The organism is Streptomyces niveiscabiei (assembly GCF_001419795.1).
Taxonomy (GTDB): domain Bacteria; phylum Actinomycetota; class Actinomycetes; order Streptomycetales; family Streptomycetaceae; genus Streptomyces; species Streptomyces niveiscabiei.
Genome location: NZ_LIRL01000325.1, coordinates 1 through 15,370, shown reverse-complemented (window position 1 = coordinate 15,370; position 15,370 = coordinate 1). Strand labels below are relative to the sequence as shown.

At 73.0% G+C, this 15,370-nt stretch carries 11 protein-coding genes; 7 read left to right on the top strand and 4 right to left on the bottom strand.

Going from position 1 to position 15,370, the window contains the following annotated elements:
- Window positions 1-217: 217 nt before the first annotated feature.
- A complete protein-coding gene (locus AOK24_RS16675; RefSeq protein WP_055720859.1) occupies window positions 218-1,750 on the bottom strand; it encodes an aromatic amino acid lyase in 1,533 nt (510 codons plus the stop codon).
- Window positions 1,751-2,151: 401 nt separating this feature from the next.
- On the opposite strand from AOK24_RS16675, the gene AOK24_RS16670 reads away from it, so the two are divergent.
- Entirely contained in the window at window positions 2,152-2,757 is a 606-nt protein-coding gene (locus AOK24_RS16670) for a helix-turn-helix domain-containing protein (RefSeq protein ID WP_240001472.1), read from the top strand.
- 53 nt (window positions 2,758-2,810) lie between these two features.
- Window positions 2,811-4,604 (top strand): eCIS core domain-containing protein, encoded by a 1,794-nt coding sequence (locus tag AOK24_RS45015; protein ID WP_063799462.1) that lies wholly within the window; start codon window positions 2,811-2,813, stop codon window positions 4,602-4,604.
- A gap of 10 nt (window positions 4,605-4,614) precedes the next feature.
- Here the strand turns inward: AOK24_RS45015 and AOK24_RS16660 are convergent, their stop codons facing one another.
- Window positions 4,615-5,403 carry an IclR family transcriptional regulator gene (locus AOK24_RS16660; protein WP_055720858.1) on the bottom strand — a complete coding sequence of 263 codons (789 nt, stop codon included), beginning with the start codon at window positions 5,401-5,403 and terminating at the stop codon, window positions 4,615-4,617.
- Window positions 5,404-5,635: 232 nt separating this feature from the next.
- On the opposite strand from AOK24_RS16660, the gene AOK24_RS16655 reads away from it, so the two are divergent.
- The 5 genes from AOK24_RS16655 to AOK24_RS16635 all read left to right on the top strand — a co-directional run bounded on the left by AOK24_RS16655 (window position 5,636) and on the right by AOK24_RS16635 (window position 14,170).
- Window positions 5,636-6,514 (top strand): alpha/beta hydrolase fold domain-containing protein, encoded by an 879-nt coding sequence (locus AOK24_RS16655; protein WP_206191212.1) that lies wholly within the window; start codon window positions 5,636-5,638, stop codon window positions 6,512-6,514.
- Between the two features lie 118 nt (window positions 6,515-6,632).
- Window positions 6,633-8,906 carry a hypothetical protein gene (locus AOK24_RS16650; RefSeq protein ID WP_055720857.1) on the top strand — a complete coding sequence of 758 codons (2,274 nt, stop codon included), beginning with the start codon at window positions 6,633-6,635 and terminating at the stop codon, window positions 8,904-8,906.
- A 10-nt stretch (window positions 8,907-8,916) separates the two neighbouring features.
- Window positions 8,917-9,306 (top strand): hypothetical protein, encoded by a 390-nt coding sequence (locus AOK24_RS16645; RefSeq protein ID WP_055720856.1) that lies wholly within the window; start codon window positions 8,917-8,919, stop codon window positions 9,304-9,306.
- Between the two features lie 254 nt (window positions 9,307-9,560).
- Window positions 9,561-13,502 (top strand): hypothetical protein, encoded by a 3,942-nt coding sequence (locus AOK24_RS49685; protein ID WP_240553959.1) that lies wholly within the window; start codon window positions 9,561-9,563, stop codon window positions 13,500-13,502.
- A gap of 128 nt (window positions 13,503-13,630) precedes the next feature.
- Window positions 13,631-14,170, top strand: coding sequence for a hypothetical protein (locus AOK24_RS16635; protein ID WP_055720855.1), 540 nt, complete (start codon window positions 13,631-13,633; stop codon window positions 14,168-14,170).
- Here the strand turns inward: AOK24_RS16635 and AOK24_RS16630 are convergent.
- Entirely contained in the window at window positions 14,167-14,661 is a 495-nt protein-coding gene (locus tag AOK24_RS16630) for a hypothetical protein (RefSeq protein WP_055720860.1), read from the bottom strand. The genes AOK24_RS16635 and AOK24_RS16630 overlap by 4 nt on opposite strands.
- Window positions 14,662-14,674: 13 nt before the next feature.
- Entirely contained in the window at window positions 14,675-15,199 is a 525-nt protein-coding gene (locus tag AOK24_RS16625) for an RNA polymerase sigma factor (protein ID WP_055720854.1), read from the bottom strand.
- Window positions 15,200-15,370: the final 171 nt, after the last annotated feature.

The window sequence follows — 15,370 nt, the reverse complement described above, 5'->3', positions numbered from 1 at the left end:
CCCGAGTTCCCGGAGCGGAGCGAGGGCGCGGAGCGAACGGGGCAGAGCGGTGCGGGGCGCAGGGCGGGGGGCACAGGGCAGCGGCGCAGGGCCGGGCTGCCCTGTCGACGCACAAGAGCCCGCTGCGGGCCACCCCGACAGACCGAGGCTCGCACCCCCGAGTTCCCGGAGCGGAGCAAGCGGCGCGGAGCGAGCGGCGCGGGGTCGGGCTGTGGGCTCATGAGAGCGGTCCCGTGACCTGCTCGACGGTGTCGACGACGGTGCCGGAGGTGATCAGGGCGACGGTGTCCTCGATCTCCGGCGCCAGGTAGCGGTCGGGGCCGGGGCCGGGGATGCCGCGTTCCCTCAGGAGCGCTGCGACCGCCGCCGTCGCGGGGGACGGGGTCAGCGGGGCGCGGAGGTGCAGGGCGCGGGCGGCGGTGAGGATTTCGACGGCGACGACCCGGGTGAGGCCGTCGACGGCGCGGCGCAGTGTGCGGGCGGCGCCCCAGCCCGTCGGGACGTGGCCCTCGGGCACCGCGCCGGGCGGGATGGAGTCGGTGGACGCGGGTACCGTGATCCGCTTCAGCTCGGAGACGATCGCCGCCTGCGTGTACTGGGCGATCATGGAGCCGCTGTCGACGCCGGGCGGGCCGCCGGCGCGGGCGACGTCCAGGAGCCGGTCGGTGCGGCGTTCGCTGATCGAGGCGGCGTCCGCGACGGCAAGGGCGAGGAGGTCGAGGACGTGCCCGACGGGCGCGCCGTCGGAGCGGGCCCGCCCGTCGTCCGGGGCGGCCGGGCTGTCGACGGCGGCGGCGAGTTCCCGGCCGGCGACGGCTGCGGCGTGGTCGACGGTGTCGCGGACCGCGCCGTGCACCTGTGGGGTGCGGCGCAGCGAGTAGGCGTCCTGGGCGCAGGGGCAGCCCGGGTCGGGGTCCCGGTGGGAAGCGAGGACACCGGAGCCGGCGAGGAGGGCGACGAGGTTGGCGCCCGCGCGGGCCTCGCCCGAGTGGGGGCGTAAGGAGAGCGGTTCGGGGGCGAAGGCCCGGTCGGTGCGCAGGAGCGCCTCGACGGACATGGCGGCGGCGATGTCCATCGTCTTCAGCAGGCGGTTCAGGTCGGTGAGGGCGAGGACCAGGTGGGCGAGCATCCCCTCGACGCCGTAGAGGAGGGACACGCCTTCTTTCTCGCGCAGGTCGACCGGGGTGAGTCCGGCGGCGGCCAGCGCGTCGGCGGCCGGCATCAGGATGCCGGAGGCGTCGCGGACCTCGCCCTCGCCCATCAGGGCCGACGCACACGGGGCGAGGCCCCCGGAGAAGCCCAGGGAGCCGTACTCCCGGACCACCGGGGTGATACCGGCCGACAGGAGGGCGGCGAGGAGTCCGGCGGTGGCGGGGCGGATGCCGGTGTGGCCGCTGGCGAGCGTGGACAGACGCAGCAGCATCGTGCCGCGGACGACCTCCCGCTCGACCTCGGGGCCACTGCCCTCCGCGTGCGGGCGGACCGGCGACCGCTGAAGCCGGGCGGGCGGGACGCGTTCGGTGGCGAAGCCACCGGAACCGATGAAGCCGCCGGAACCGATGAGGCCGCCTGAGCCGGTGAGGTCGCCGTACACCGCGTCCGGTCGCGCTGCGGGCTCCTCGGCCCGGGCGCGGCCCTTCTCCAGCGCCGACAGGGCGTCGTCGCCGAGGCGGACGCCCGCGCCCTCGCGGGCCACGGCGACGACGTCCGCGAAGGAGACCGGCCCGGTTCCGACGGTCACGGTCCTCATCGGGCCACCGCCGGCTCCGGTCGGGGCTGCGCCCCTTCAGGGTGTCCGTTCACGGCGTTCCTTCCTGTCGAACCGCCGGTGAGGAGGGCCGCGCGGGCCGGGTGCCTCGGAGAACTCGTCACCGGCTGCCCTCAGCAAAGACCTTGAACATTCAGCGGTCACGCCGTCGTGCCGCACTGTGGCACGGCGATGGCGGAGCGTGGGCACGTACGCGGCGGTTGCGCCGAAAAGTCCGGTGCGCTCCCGGCGGACAGTGCACCAGCAGTCGCCGGCCGGGGAGTGCAGGTCCAGGGCGATGCCCACGATCACGTCCTCCCGGCCTCCGACCGGTGTTCCGCCGGGCAGCACACAGGATGCTCTCGCCGTCGGCCCGGGGGGCGGGGCGTGTCTACAGTGGTCGGGTGTCCTCAGAGAACGCCATGGTGGCCCACAACATCCGGCTGCTCAGGGAGCGCCGCGGCCTCTCCCTGGCCGAGCTGGCGCGGCGGGCCGGGCTGGCGAAGCAGACGCTGTCGCGGCTGGAGCAGGGGTCGGGCAACCCGACGGTGGACACGCTGTTCGCGATCGCGGCGGCCCTGCGGGTGCCGGTGGCCCGGCTGGTGGCGGACCGGCAGCCGTCGGTCACCGTGCAGCGGGGCGACGAGGTGGTGTGGGAGTGCGGCGCCGGCTTCGAGTCGCGGGCGCTCGGCCTGGTGTACGGCTCGGGGGTCGTCGAGAACTATCTGCTGCGGGTCGGGCAGCGCGCGGGCGGGGCGTCGGAGGCGCACCCGGTGGGCACGCTGGAGCACCTGTACGTGGTGAGCGGCCGGGTCCGGGTGGGCCCGGCGGAGAGCCCGGTGGAACTGTCGGCGGGCGACTCCGTCCGCTACCCCGGCGACCGGCCGCACGTGTACGAGTCGCTGGACGGCGAGAGCGTCGTCCACGTCGTGGTGAGCGTGCCGTACGGCGGCGCCGAAGGAAACGGTCTTGCCCCCAGGTCTGCCCTCCGGGGCCTGGACCAGGGCTGACGGCGCCCGGTACGACGGAGGGGCCCTTGTCTGAACGCTGGACGGAGACACCCATGCACGCCCACGAGCGGCCGGACCGCAAGCCCGCCAAGGCCCCGCGAGCGGACCGGAAACCGGGCGTCGAGGCGGCGGACCCGCGGGCGCGGCTGCTGACGGCGACCGTGCTGGGCGCGTTGCAGCGCAGCGTCGGCAACGCGGTGGTGAGCCGGATGGTGTCCGGCGAAGCGGAGGCCGGGGAGGCCGCGGTGCAGCGGTCGACGGCGCACGACGTGCTGCGCTCGTCCGGCAAGCCCCTCGACGAGCCGGTACGCGCCGAGATGGAGTCCCGTCTCGGCCACGACTTCTCCGACGTGCGCCTGCACACGGGCCAGGCCGCGCAGCGCTCGGCGGCCGAACTCGGCGCGCGGGCCTGGACGTCGGGCAGCCATGTCGTCATCGGCAAGGGCGGCGGGGACCCGCACACGCTGGCGCACGAGCTGACGCACGTCGTGCAGCAGCGGCAGGGGCCGGTGTCGGGCACGGACAACGGGTCGGGGCTGTCGGTCTCCGACCCTTCGGACCGGTTCGAGCGGGAGGCCGAGGCGACGGCGAGGCGGGTGATGTCCCGTCCGGTGGGTGAGGCGGCTGCGGCGCAGACCGCGCCCGCGCATCACGGGCACGCCCACGGGGCGTCCGTGCAGCGCATGGAAGGGTTCGAGGCTGAGGTCGACAAGCGGGTGCGGGACCGGTCCGGGGCGAAGCTGCCCGGTGACACGAACCTCGCGACCGGTGCCGAGGGCGCCTTCACGGTCGTCTCCGACAGCAGGCAGCTGGCCGACCGGTCCGGGGCGTACTCCAACATCGAGTTCGTCTCCGGTGCCGTCCAGGTGGTGGGGACGAAGAAGGACGCCGGTCCCGACGAACTCGACCGGATCGTCGACGAGATGCAGCGCGTCCGCGACGACTTCTACAGCGCGGTCGACGGGACGCAGCTGGCGGACGCCACCGTGGGCCTCCAGCTCCTGCCGGACTCCGAGGGCGTGACGCTCAGCGGCGAGGGGTACGTCGAGACGGCCGGCCGGGAGGGCCAGGGCGACGGGCTGTACGTGCAGTACACGATCGGCGTGCCGCTGGCCGGGATCCCGCTGGTGTTCGACCACTACCGGGAAGAGGCCCCGGACATCGCGGACGCGCCCCTGCCGCGCGCCCTGTTCCGGCTGAACCAGGCCAAGCCGTTCGCCCAGGCCGAGCTGGCGAAGTTCGACAGCTCGGCGGCGGGCAAGAAGCGCGGTCGCAACGAGTCCGAGACGGACTCCCTGAACGGTTTCCTCCAGCTCTACTTCACCCAGGTCGCCGCGATGGCCGACTACGTGGCGCAGCCGCAGGACCGGGGCCAGATCAAGAACCAGACGATCTTCCTGTCCCGCTCCAACCTCACCGACACCTACCGGCTGCTCCCCAAGGACGTGCAGAGCTATCTGCGCGCCAACAACGAGGCCATCGTCAGCCGGCTCGCCGACTTCCAGGAGAAGACGCAGACGGAGGGCGAGTCCCTGTCCTTCTTCGACGAGAGCACCCGGCAGCTGAACGGGCTGGCGCCGGTCACCCTGGAGACCTACGCGAAGTCGGCGCTGACGGGCAGGCCGAAGGTGTCGCAGCAGCAGGTGTTCGGCGGGATGAACGAGATCGCCCCGCACGACGTCGAGGGCACCAAGGTGATCCCGATGGAGATCCGCGCGATCGGCAACTACTTCAAGACCTGGAACGAGCTCAAGGCCGAGCTCCGCAAGATCGCGGGCTGGGCGCAGGAGGGCTTCGAGCTGGACCAGGAACTCGGCGGCTCGGGGGCCAGCAAGAGCAGGCGCTGACGGCGCCGCGTCACGCGGCGGGCCGTGCGCTGAGGACGCGGCCCGCCGCGTACGCCACCCTCCGCAGCGCGGGTGCGTAGCGGGCGGGGTCGAAGCGGTGGTCGGCGCCGGCCACGGACAGCGCGGCGACCGGCCGGCCGTCGGGTCCCATGACGGGGACGGCGACGCAGGTCAGGCCGAGGGCGACCTCCTGGCGGTCGTAGGCGATGCCCTCGCGCCGGATGCGGCCGAGGTCGGCGCGCAGGCGGTCGGGGTCGGTGAGGGTGTACTCGGTGCGGGCGGGGAGGCCGGCCGCGACGGCGGCCTCGGCGGCGTCGTGGTCGAAGGCGAGGAGGGCCTTGCCGACGCCGGTGCAGTAGGCGGGCAGGCGGGCGCCGATGCGGGAGGGGAAGCGGGTGGCGCGGTGGCCGTGGATCTTGTTGAGGTACACGATCTCGGTGCCGCGCAGGACCGCGAGGTGAACGGTTTCGTGGGTGAGTTCGTACAGTTCGGCGAGGTAGGGCAGGAGCCGTTCCTGGAGGAGGCGGGGGGTCGGGCCGTAGACGCGGTTGCCCATGTCGTAGAGCTGGGTGCCGAGCCGGTAGTTGCTGCCGACCCGCTCCACGAGTTCGTTGCGCTGGAGGATGCCGAGCAGCCGGAAGGCGGTGGATTTGGTGAGGCGGGCCCGGCGGGCCAGTTCGCTCACCCCGATGTCCCCGTCCTCCTCGGCGAGGGACTTGAGGAGGACCAGCGCCTTGTCGACCGCGGTCCGCTGCTCGGGCGCGGGCGCGGGATGGTCTGCGAAGGGCGGCACAGGCATGGGGGACTCCAGGGGAAGAAGCACCTGACGACCATTGAAGTGGACGCCTGTCCAACCTATGAGACACACGCGGCGGTTGTAAACGACTTGTGCGCAGGCCCGCAATCCCGGTCCCGGGCAGGGCGGTTCCGCCCGTTCGGGCGGGCATCCGGGTGGCGGTGCCGCGGGTTCGGCGTCAAGGTGGGGAGCCCCGCCCCGGTGCGTCGTCGCATCACCCCGACTGGAGGACGCGATGAGTATCGCGATGCACGCCGTCGCCCTCGTGCTGCGGCTCACCGCCAAGCCCGGCTCGTCGACCGCCGCGCGGGCGCGGGCCAGGATGCGCAAGCCCAAAGGCAGCGGCCGGCCACCGGCCGCCCTGTGCCGGCGCCATGACGTGTCCGTACGGCGGGTGTCCGGGTTCGACTGCTGGACCGTCCGCCCGCGCGGCGACGCGGCCACCCGCGGTGCGGTGTACGTGCACGGCGGGGCGTACACCAGCGAGATCGCCAGACAGCACTGGGCTCTGATCGGGTCCCTGGCCGACCGCGGCGTCCGGGTCGAGGTGCCGCTCTACGGCCTGGCCCCGCAGCACACCTACCGCGAGGCGTATCCGCTGGTGATCGAGGTGTACCGGCAGCTCCTGGAGCGGCTGCCCGCCGGGGCGGTGACCCTCGCCGGCGACTCGGCGGGCGCCGGTCTCGCGCTCGGCGTCGCCGGGCAGCTCGCGGCGGCGGCCCTGCCGCAGCCTCGCCGGATCATCCTGGTCTCGCCCTGGCTCGACCTCACGCTCAGCGGGCCCGAGGTGCGGGCCGTCGCACGGCGCGACCCGTGGCTCACGCCGGCCGGCCTGGTCGAGATCGGCCGTGTCTGGGCGGGCGGTGACGATCCGTCCGACCCCCGTCTGAGCCCGCTCAACGGGCCGCTGACCGGTCTCGCGCCGGTCACGGTGTTCATCGGCACCCGTGACGTCTTCTACCCCGGCGTGCGGCGCCTGCGGGAGCGCGCCGCCGCCGAGGGGGTACCGCTCGACGTGACGGTCTGCGCCGGAGCCGTGCACGTCTACCCCCTGACCCCGACCCCCGAAGGCCGGGCCGCGGCCACCCGCATCGTCGAGGACGTCTCCCGGTGACGGCTGTGTCCGGCCGGGGGTTGAGGGGAGTCGACGTGGGTTCTGCGGATTCGGGGTGCGCGGGGCGGGGGATGCCATAGAGTGCGGCCACTGTTTTCGGGGATGACGGGGGAACCCCATGCCGGTGTCTCGATGGCGAGTTGCGGGCGGGCCCAGGTCGGGCCGTCTGATGATGCTGGTGGTGCTGGTCGTCGTGGGCGGCCCGTGGATGCGGGATCCCCTCGACGACTACTACGTCGAGCACTACCGCGAGGGCGGCTTCCCGAGGTGGCTCGCCGTCGCGGGGTACGCGCCGTCGTGGCAGTACGACCCGGACGACATGGGCGGCATGGGCTACCTGGTCAGCAACAACCTGCTGACCCTGCTGATGTTCGCGGGCATCCTGCTGCTCCCGGCGCGGCTGCCGGCCCGTCTGCCGGGCTGGCTGCGCTGCCTCGTCGGCAGTGTCCTGGCGGCGGAGTTGATGTACCTGGCCCTGTGGCTGGTCCCCGAACTGTTCTACACGGACCCCTCGGGCATCAGGTTCGACGAGACGGTGCTGAGGAACTTCGCCCGCTCGGGGCTCATCTTCGGCCTCGCCGCGGGCATCCTGCTCGCACTGCTGACCAAGGGGTCGCCAGGAACGCGTACGACCGTGTCCGCCAGGAGGGTGAGGGCGTTGTCGAGTCCGAGGAGCAGACAGGGGGCCGGAGTGAGGAACGCCGTACCGATGAGCATGCCGCTGGGGCGCACGAAGGGTGATGTCACCCGGTACCTGTGCGCGGCGGCCTACACGGACGAGAACTTCGCCCGCCGGGTGGTGGACGAGGTCCTCGCGGACGAGGCGAGCTCGATCGCGCCGTCGCCGGACGTGGACCTGGTCGCGGTGACGCTGCACTGCCTGCACGCCGAGAAGCTGCGGCACGCGCGTGACCTGCGGCTGTCCGTGGCGTTCGGGGCCGTCGCGCTGGTCGCGCCGCTGTGGCTGATCCCGGCCGGGCTGTATCTGGGGATCGTGCAGCGTCCGGTGCAGCCGAGTCTGTCGACGCGCGGGCGGCACCATCCCGACAGCAAGGTGCTGTGGGGGGCGGCGGTCTCGGCGGGGATCATCGCGCTGGTCGCGCTCTACTTCGCCGTCCTGCTGTCCTCGGCGCCGCTGCCGGGGTTCCTCGCCTGGCTGCTGGGCGCGTACGGGGGCGGTGTCCCGGCCGCGCTGGTGTCGTTCGGGGCGGTGGCGTCGGCGTACGCGCTGGTCGTGCGGCACGAGACGGAGATCGACCGGCTGCTGCGCTCGACGATGACGCGTGAGCGGTTCGGCAGCGCGCCGCCGCCCGCGCCGCCCCGCAAGGACTGGATCACGCGGCGGATCGCGGCGATCGGCGAGGCGCAGAACGGGAACGTGACGATCTACAGCGGGTACGCGCCCTGGATGGGGTACGCGGCGACGGTCTCCAAGTACCCGCTGACCGTGCCGCTGCTGCCCGCCGACGACCCGACGGGCACGGGGCGTCCACTGGAGACGACGCCGTTCACGGTGACCGAGCTGATCGCCCATGTCCGCCGCCGGATCCAGGCGACCGCCGGTGAGGAGGCGCTCGGTTCGCTGACGATCGAGGACCGGGTCTTCGTCAACGGGACGACGCTGACGGACGACGAGCGGTTCATGCGGGCCGACACGCTGGTGCCGGTGACGCGGTTGTCGCCGGAGGCGGTCGAGCAGATCATGCTGCGGCCCACCGGGCACGTCCGGCACTACCTCGCCGTCCATGTGCCGCTGTGGGGCGGGGACGTCGTACCGAGTGTGCTGCTGCACTTCTCGACGGCCAGCCAGACGCTCCAGCTGCACATCGACAACCACGTGATGAGCCCGGTGTTCGCCTCCTACCACGCGGTGGACCGGCTGCGCGGCCCCGGGCTCGGGGCGGACGCGCGGCGCGGGGTGCTGGTGAACGCCATCGGCCGCACAGGCGGCGCCCTGCTCGCGGCGCCCTTCCGGGCCCGGCACCACGCGCAGTTCGACAAGCTGCACGCGCGGCGCATGGACGACGAGCTGAAGGCGATGGAGCAGGACCCCGGGTACGACTACGGGGCGCGGATCAGCGTGCGGGAGATGGCGCTCGACCCGCAGTACCAGAACTACTTCCAGGTCCTGGACGCGGAGCGGGTCACCGCCCTGATCCAGCGTCACACGTTCGCGGCGATCCGGGAGTTCCTCGACGCGCACGGCTACGACACGACCGACTTCCGGGCGCAGCAGCAGACCATCCTCAACCAGGGGGTCATCCAGCAGGGCGGGACGAGCTTCGTCGGCAACCAGGCGATCGGCCCGAACGCGACGGCGCTCCAGGGCATCCCGAAGCAGCAGCCGGGCGGCGCGGCGGCGCCGAGTCCGGCGGGCGGCGCGGCCAAGTAGAGGGGGCAGCATGAGTGACGAAGGCCGTCAGGGCCCGGTGATCAACCAGGGTGTCGTCCAGTACGGCGGCACGAGCAACGTCGGCAACCAGGCGATCGGGCCGGGCGCGACGGCGTACTCGGGCGCGGTGTCCTTCCAGTCCTTCGACGCGGGGCGTACGGCGGAACTCCTCGCCCGCGTCGAGGAGTTGCTGGCGCTGCACCGGGAGCGGCTCGCCGACCCGGAGGGCACGAGCCGGGAACTGGGGAGGCTGCGCGAGGAGTTGGCGGAGCCGGAGCCGGAACCCGGTGTGGTGCGGCGGGCGCTGACCCGGCTGAACGACTTCGTGCAGCCGGTGACGCCGCTGGTCGTGGCGGTCGGGGAGCTGGCGCGGTCGATGCAGGGGCTCCCCGGGTTCTGAACCCGGCCTGTTTTTTACGGTTCCGGTCGATCCGTTGCGGTTTCTTTGCCGTAGCGGGAGAACAATCAAGCCTTCCCTTTGTCTTGATCTCTATGAGACGATCTCGGCGCCTTCGGGGGAAGGCAGGGGGACGGCGTGCTCGACCGGCACGCCAGGGGGACTCAGCTCTCTTCATCCGCAGCAGCGCCCGGCGACCACCGGGCGGTGCCCGCTTCTCCTGGGCATGACATGTACCTGGAAGAAGTGGCTGATCTGTGCTGAGAACTTTCCGAAGAGACCCGCGCGCCAGACGCGCGGCCCTGACCCGGGGCGTGGCCGCGACCGCGCTGACCACCTCGGCCGCCCTGCTGACGGGCCTGGTGTCCGTCGTCCCGGCGCACGCCGACGAACCCGGCGACAACCCCACCGACCCCTTCCTGCGCACGCTGCGCATCAGCCTGGGCGCCCAGGCCCGCCAGGACCGCTGCCAGGTCGGCCAGGCCGCCCACTACGGCGGCCCGGAGATGAAGACCGTCGCCAACACCGCGCTGTCCGGCACGGAGGCGGACGTCGCGGCGGCGTGGAAGGACTGGTGGTACGGCACCGGCCCGCTCGGCGAGGCGCAGAAGCGCGACCAGGCGGCGCAGGACACGCGGTCGACCGCGTTCCGCACCCGCCAGGAGAAGCTGAACGAGACCAACAAGCCGTACGCGGCGGTCAACTCCCAGGGCGGACGCGACTACCACGCCCCGGAGTTCGGCGCGGACATCCTCGCCTTCGCGAAGGCGGAGCGGGAGTTCGCGTACAAGGTCAGCGGCGATCCGACGCCGAAGGCCGGCAAGGCGGCGCTGGACAAGGCGAAGGAGGTCCTGGCGGCCTTCGACACCACCGGGGACACCTGGGCGACGAACTACAAGCCGTTCGCCGAGGACGCCCTGTTCGGGATCGGCGGCGGTCCGGTCACCGGGTCGGCCAACGACATCGCGAGCGTGCTGCGGTTCGGCGGCTTCGCGACGAAGGCCCCCGAGCCGGGCTCGATGGAGGAGCGCGGCGAGGTCGAGGTCCTCAAGGCGGCCTGGGCGAGCTGTGACAGCGCCAACCCGATCGACCACTACCGGGTGCTGAGCGGTGCCGTCCTCCAGGCGCACGCCGAGTGGGAGGCCGAGTACGCCTCGCAGGCCACGCAGCGCAAGGACATCGTGGCCGCCGAGACGGCCGCCTCCAAGGAGGTCCGGGTCGCCACGGAGGCGATGACCGAGGCGATCCGGCAGGCGTGGCAGGCCGACCAGATCCTGTACTTCCAGAAGTACTGGGCGGCCAACCCCAACAGCATCCTGAAGCCGAAGCCGGCCGTGTTCACGAAGGCCGCGGCCGACCTGGCGGCGGCGAAGGCGGCGGCCGCGACCCAGGTGCCGATCGCGGACAAGGCCGTCGCCGCGGCGAAGGCCGCCTCCGAGAAGGCGACCGCGGCGCAGACGTCGGCGTGGACGGTCGCGGACACCAACAAGACGCCGCGCGGCCGGGGCCTGATGTACGCGCAGCGGTCGGTGCAGGTCGCGAAGGCGTCGTACGCGGCTGCCCAGGCGGCGGCGAAGACGGCGCTGACCGCGTCGAACGCGGCGAAGGCGACGGCGGCCGACAGCCAGGCGCTGCTGGCGCTCGCCAAGACCCAGTCGCACGCCCTCCAGACGGAGTTCCGCAAGGCGGCGGCGCTGGAGGCGGCGGCGCAGGCGAAGGCGGCGGCGGAGGCGGCCGACAAGCAGGCCAAGGAGGCCGCCGCCAACGCGACGAAGGCGAAGAACGCGCAGGCCACGGCCGAGGCGGCGGAGAAGACCGCGCAGGCCGGTGCCGCCGAGGCGAAGCGGCAGCGCGGGATCGCCGAGCGGGAGAAGGCGAACGCGGTCGCGGCGCGGGCCGACGCGGCGCACGAGCGCGGCAAGGCCGCCGACGCCGAGCGGCGGGCGAGCGCCGAACGGGACGCGGCCGGTGTGGCACGCGGCGCGGCGGAGACGGCCGGTACGACAGCCGCGCAGAAGCGCGCGGAGGCCGAAGAGGCCGAGGCCGAGGCGTACTTGGCCCGTGACCTGGCGGCCGAGGCCGAGCGGGAGGAGAAGGCGACCGAGTCGCGGGCGCGGGCCCTGGAAGCGGCTGCCGCAGCCGCGGTGGGCACGTCCGCCGCCGGTGAGGCGCGCGAGGCGGCGACGGAGGCGCGCGGCGCCGCCGACGACGCCACGGCCGCCGCGGGCCGGGCCCGGTCCGCCGCGAACGACGCGTCGACGGCGGCGGTGAACGCGCGTGCCGCCGCGACCCGCGCCCAGGGTGCCGCGTCGCGCTCCCGCGCCGCGGCGGACGCGGCCTGGTCGGCGTACACCACCACGCACGCCGCCGCTGCCACCGCCCACGCGGCGGCGGCCGACGCGATCGACGCGGCGGCAGCGGCCAACCGCAACGCCCGCAGCGCCGAGGCCGAGGCGAAGAAGGCGCAGGCCGCGGCCATCAAGGCCCGCAAGGAGGCCACCGCCGCGCAGGCGGAGGCCCTCAAGACCGCCGCGTGGGCCGTGAAGACGGCCGGGTTCGCGATGGCGACCAGCCAGGCGGCGACGGCGGCCCGGGACGCGGCGAACGCCGTCACCAAGGCGGCCGACACCGCGATCTCGCTGGGCGCGCCCTACCAGGAGAGCGACGTCTCCGCCGCGTTCGCGGTGCTCATCGGGCAGACCTCCAAGACGCTCGCCGAGCAGCAGGCGTCGGCGGCGAAGGCCAAGGCCGACGAGGCGAACAAGGCCGCAGCGACCGCGAAGGCCCTCGCCGACAAGGCGGCCGGCGACGCGAAGATCGCCGCGCAGGCCGCGGCCAACGCGGCCTCCGACGCCGCGAAGGCCCTGGTGTCGGTGGCGGCGGCCCGCGCCTCGGCCGCCGAGGCGGACAAGGCGGCAGCCGCCGCGAAGAAGGCCGACGCGAACGCCCAGCGGTACGACGAGCAGGCCGGCGTGGACGCCGTCTACGCCGGGTACGCCGCGACCGACGCCGAGTCCGAGGCCGCTGCCGCCGACCGGGACGCCACGGACGCCGAGCGCGACGCGGCCAGTGCCCGTTCGTCGGCGACGGCCGCCGAGTCGGACGCGGCCAGCGCCCGGTCCACCGCGACGAAGGCCGAGTCGGACGCCACCGCCGCCGAGACCGCCGCGAAGAACGCGGACGGCGCCGCCAAGGACGCCGACGCCAGCGCGGACCGCGCCGAGGCCGCCGAGCGCAAGCGGCTCGAAGAGCAGCGCAAGGCCGCGATGGAGGCCGGTGACACCGGCACCGACGGCCCCAAGGAGGCGGGGCTCAGCGCCGACGACGAGGCGATCCTGCTGGCCCAGTGCGGTCAGAAGTGCGTCGACGAGTACCGGGAGGCGCTGGCCGCCGTCAACAAGTCGATCATCGACTGGGTCGTGGAGAACGGCGGTCAGATCCTCCTCGAAGTGCTCGGCGTGGAGAACGTCAAGCGGTGCTTCGGGCAGGGCGACATCGAGAGCTGCCTGTGGTCGCTGGTCGACGTGGGCAGCCTGATCCTGGTCGCCGGGAAGCTGCCGGCGGTCGGCAAGGCGATCGTGCGGGTCGTCAGCGGCGTCACGAAGTTCTTCGAGAGCGCGCAGCGGGGCCGCAAGTCCCTGAAGATCCTCAAGTCGATCATCGAGAAGGCCCGCAAGGGCGAGGAGCTCGGCGAATGCGTCCTGGACGCGGCCGAGCTGTTCCCCGGGGTCGCCGCGCGCACCACGTTCTCGGCGAAGGCCGCCGGGGGCAAGAAGCGGTTCTGCGGGATCAAGCACATCTCGCCGGTCAGCCGCGACTGGTGCACCAAGAAGGGCGCGCACGTCAACCTCCTGAACGGCGCCGAGGTCGGGCTCCAGACCACGCACGAGCCCGGCGGTCTGATGGCGGTCGCGCTGCGCATGAAGGACGACAAGGTGCCGACCGACGCGGAGATGAAGGCGACCATCCAGGCCCTCATCGACGACGACATGCTCCGTGAGGACCTGATCTCCAAGTCCCGCGAGGCGATGACGATCTTCAACCAGGACGCCAACAACCAGCGCTACAACGACAACCTGCCGCCCGGCGGGAAGCGCAAGCCGCTCAAGTTCGGCTGCGCGACCAACTTCGCGCCGAAGCTGAAGCGGCTCATCGACGCGCTGAACATCATCACCGAGCAGAAGGCGGGCCGCCGCTGACGCTCCCCGCGAGAGGGCCGCTTCCTACGGGGGCGGCCCTTTTCGGGATTCTCCGGACCGCCCGCACGGCTGCGGTCTACGGTACGAGCACGAGGCGTTGCCCACCGTGACCGTCCGAGGAGGCTTCCGTGCCCGCGCCCTGTGATCCCGCGTACGCACCCGTCGGCGATGTGAGCACCGCGCTCATGATGATCGACTCCCGGCTCAAGACGCTGTACTCGGGGCGGACCACCACGGACCCCGAGCAGCAGAAGATGATCGACCAGTACACGGACTCCATGACCCCCCAGGGGGCGCGCGACATCCTCGACGGGGCCTGCACACTCATCTACGTCTACATGAAGTGGCTGCGGCTCGCGCACGCGGAACACGACCGGGACGTCATCGAGTACGTCGTACCCAGCCTCGTCGCCACCCTGCGGCAGATGACCGTCAACGTCCGCCCCGAGGCCATCCCCACCATGGTCGGCCTCGTCGTCTCCTCCGCCATGGAACTCAGCCCCAGCCTGTGGCGCCAGCAGTACGGCGAGTGGACCGAGGCGGAGATGGTGGCCCTGGAGGCGACGGCCACGCTCCTCGCCGAGCACATCAACCGGGTGACCGACGACCATGACTTCGCGACCCGGCTGATCACGGACGCGTTGTCGCGGGCGGAGGAGGACGATTAGCAGGCGTGCTCGACGTCCTTCGCGATCACGCTGTGCAGGGTCGCGGCGTCCGGTGTGGTGGGGTCGGAGACGGCGAAGGTGTAGTCCACGTTCTTGGGGTACTCCCCTACGACGACGGTGAGTTGAGTCGTGACGGTGGATGGCTCCCCCAGCTCCCACTCCACCCCGGCCGCCGCGAACAGCTCCTTCAGCTCCCCGAACGTGACCTCCGACGCGAGGGTCACCACCTCCCCCGGCCGCCCGGTGGGCACCTCCACGGTCCCGGTCCATGTACTCAGGGCGACCTGGAAGATCTCACGGCAGCCGCAGACTTCGAGACGTACGTCGCCGTAGGCGAAGGTCCGAGGCCACGTCCCCTCCGGGTTGGGGAAGTAGTCGGCCTCCACCGGCGCTCCGAGCACCTCGGTGACGGCGTCCAGTCCGGCTCCCGGTCTCAGGACGCCGACGCCGCCCGTCGTCGCGTAGTCCATCAGCACGTCTCTCATGTCCATGCCGGAAATGATCTCAGGCTTCCCGGAGGGCGTGGCGGAGTCGGTGGAGGCCACGCCGGGTGTGGCTCTTGACCGTGCCGAGGGGCCAGCCCGTGCGTTCGGCGATCTGGGGGTGGGTGAGGTCCTCGTAGTAGGCGAGGGTCAGTACCCGGCGTTGGGGAGGGGAGAGCCGGGCGAGTGCGGCGTGGATCAGGACCCGGTCGAGGACCACCTCGGGGCCCGGGGCATCGGTGGGCGTGGCGCGCAGTTCGCTGCGGCGGGCGCGGGCCGCGAGCGCGTCGGCGATGCGGTGGCGGGTGATGCCCATGATCCAGCCGGGGAAGGTGCCGAGGTGGGGGCGGTAGCCGTGGCGGCCCCGCCATACGCCGAGGAAGACCAACTGGGTGACGTCCTCGGCCTCCTCCGGGTCGCCGAGGCAGCGGCGGGCCGTGGTGCGCACCAGCGCCGACCAGCGGTCGTAGGCGACGGCGAGGCACGACTCGTCGCCCTGGACGACGCCTCGCGCGAGTTCGTCGTCCGGCATCGGGGTGGGGTCCATGGCGTCATCGTGCGGAGGCGCCGGGGCCCCCTCAACTCGCGTCGATAATGCGTCGTTTCCCGAGGCGCCCCTCCTCAAGGAAGGCTGACCCCATGCCCCGCCCCGCCCTCACGACCGGCGCCCTGGCCCGCCGCCTCGGCATCGCCCCCACGACCCTCCGCACCTGGGACC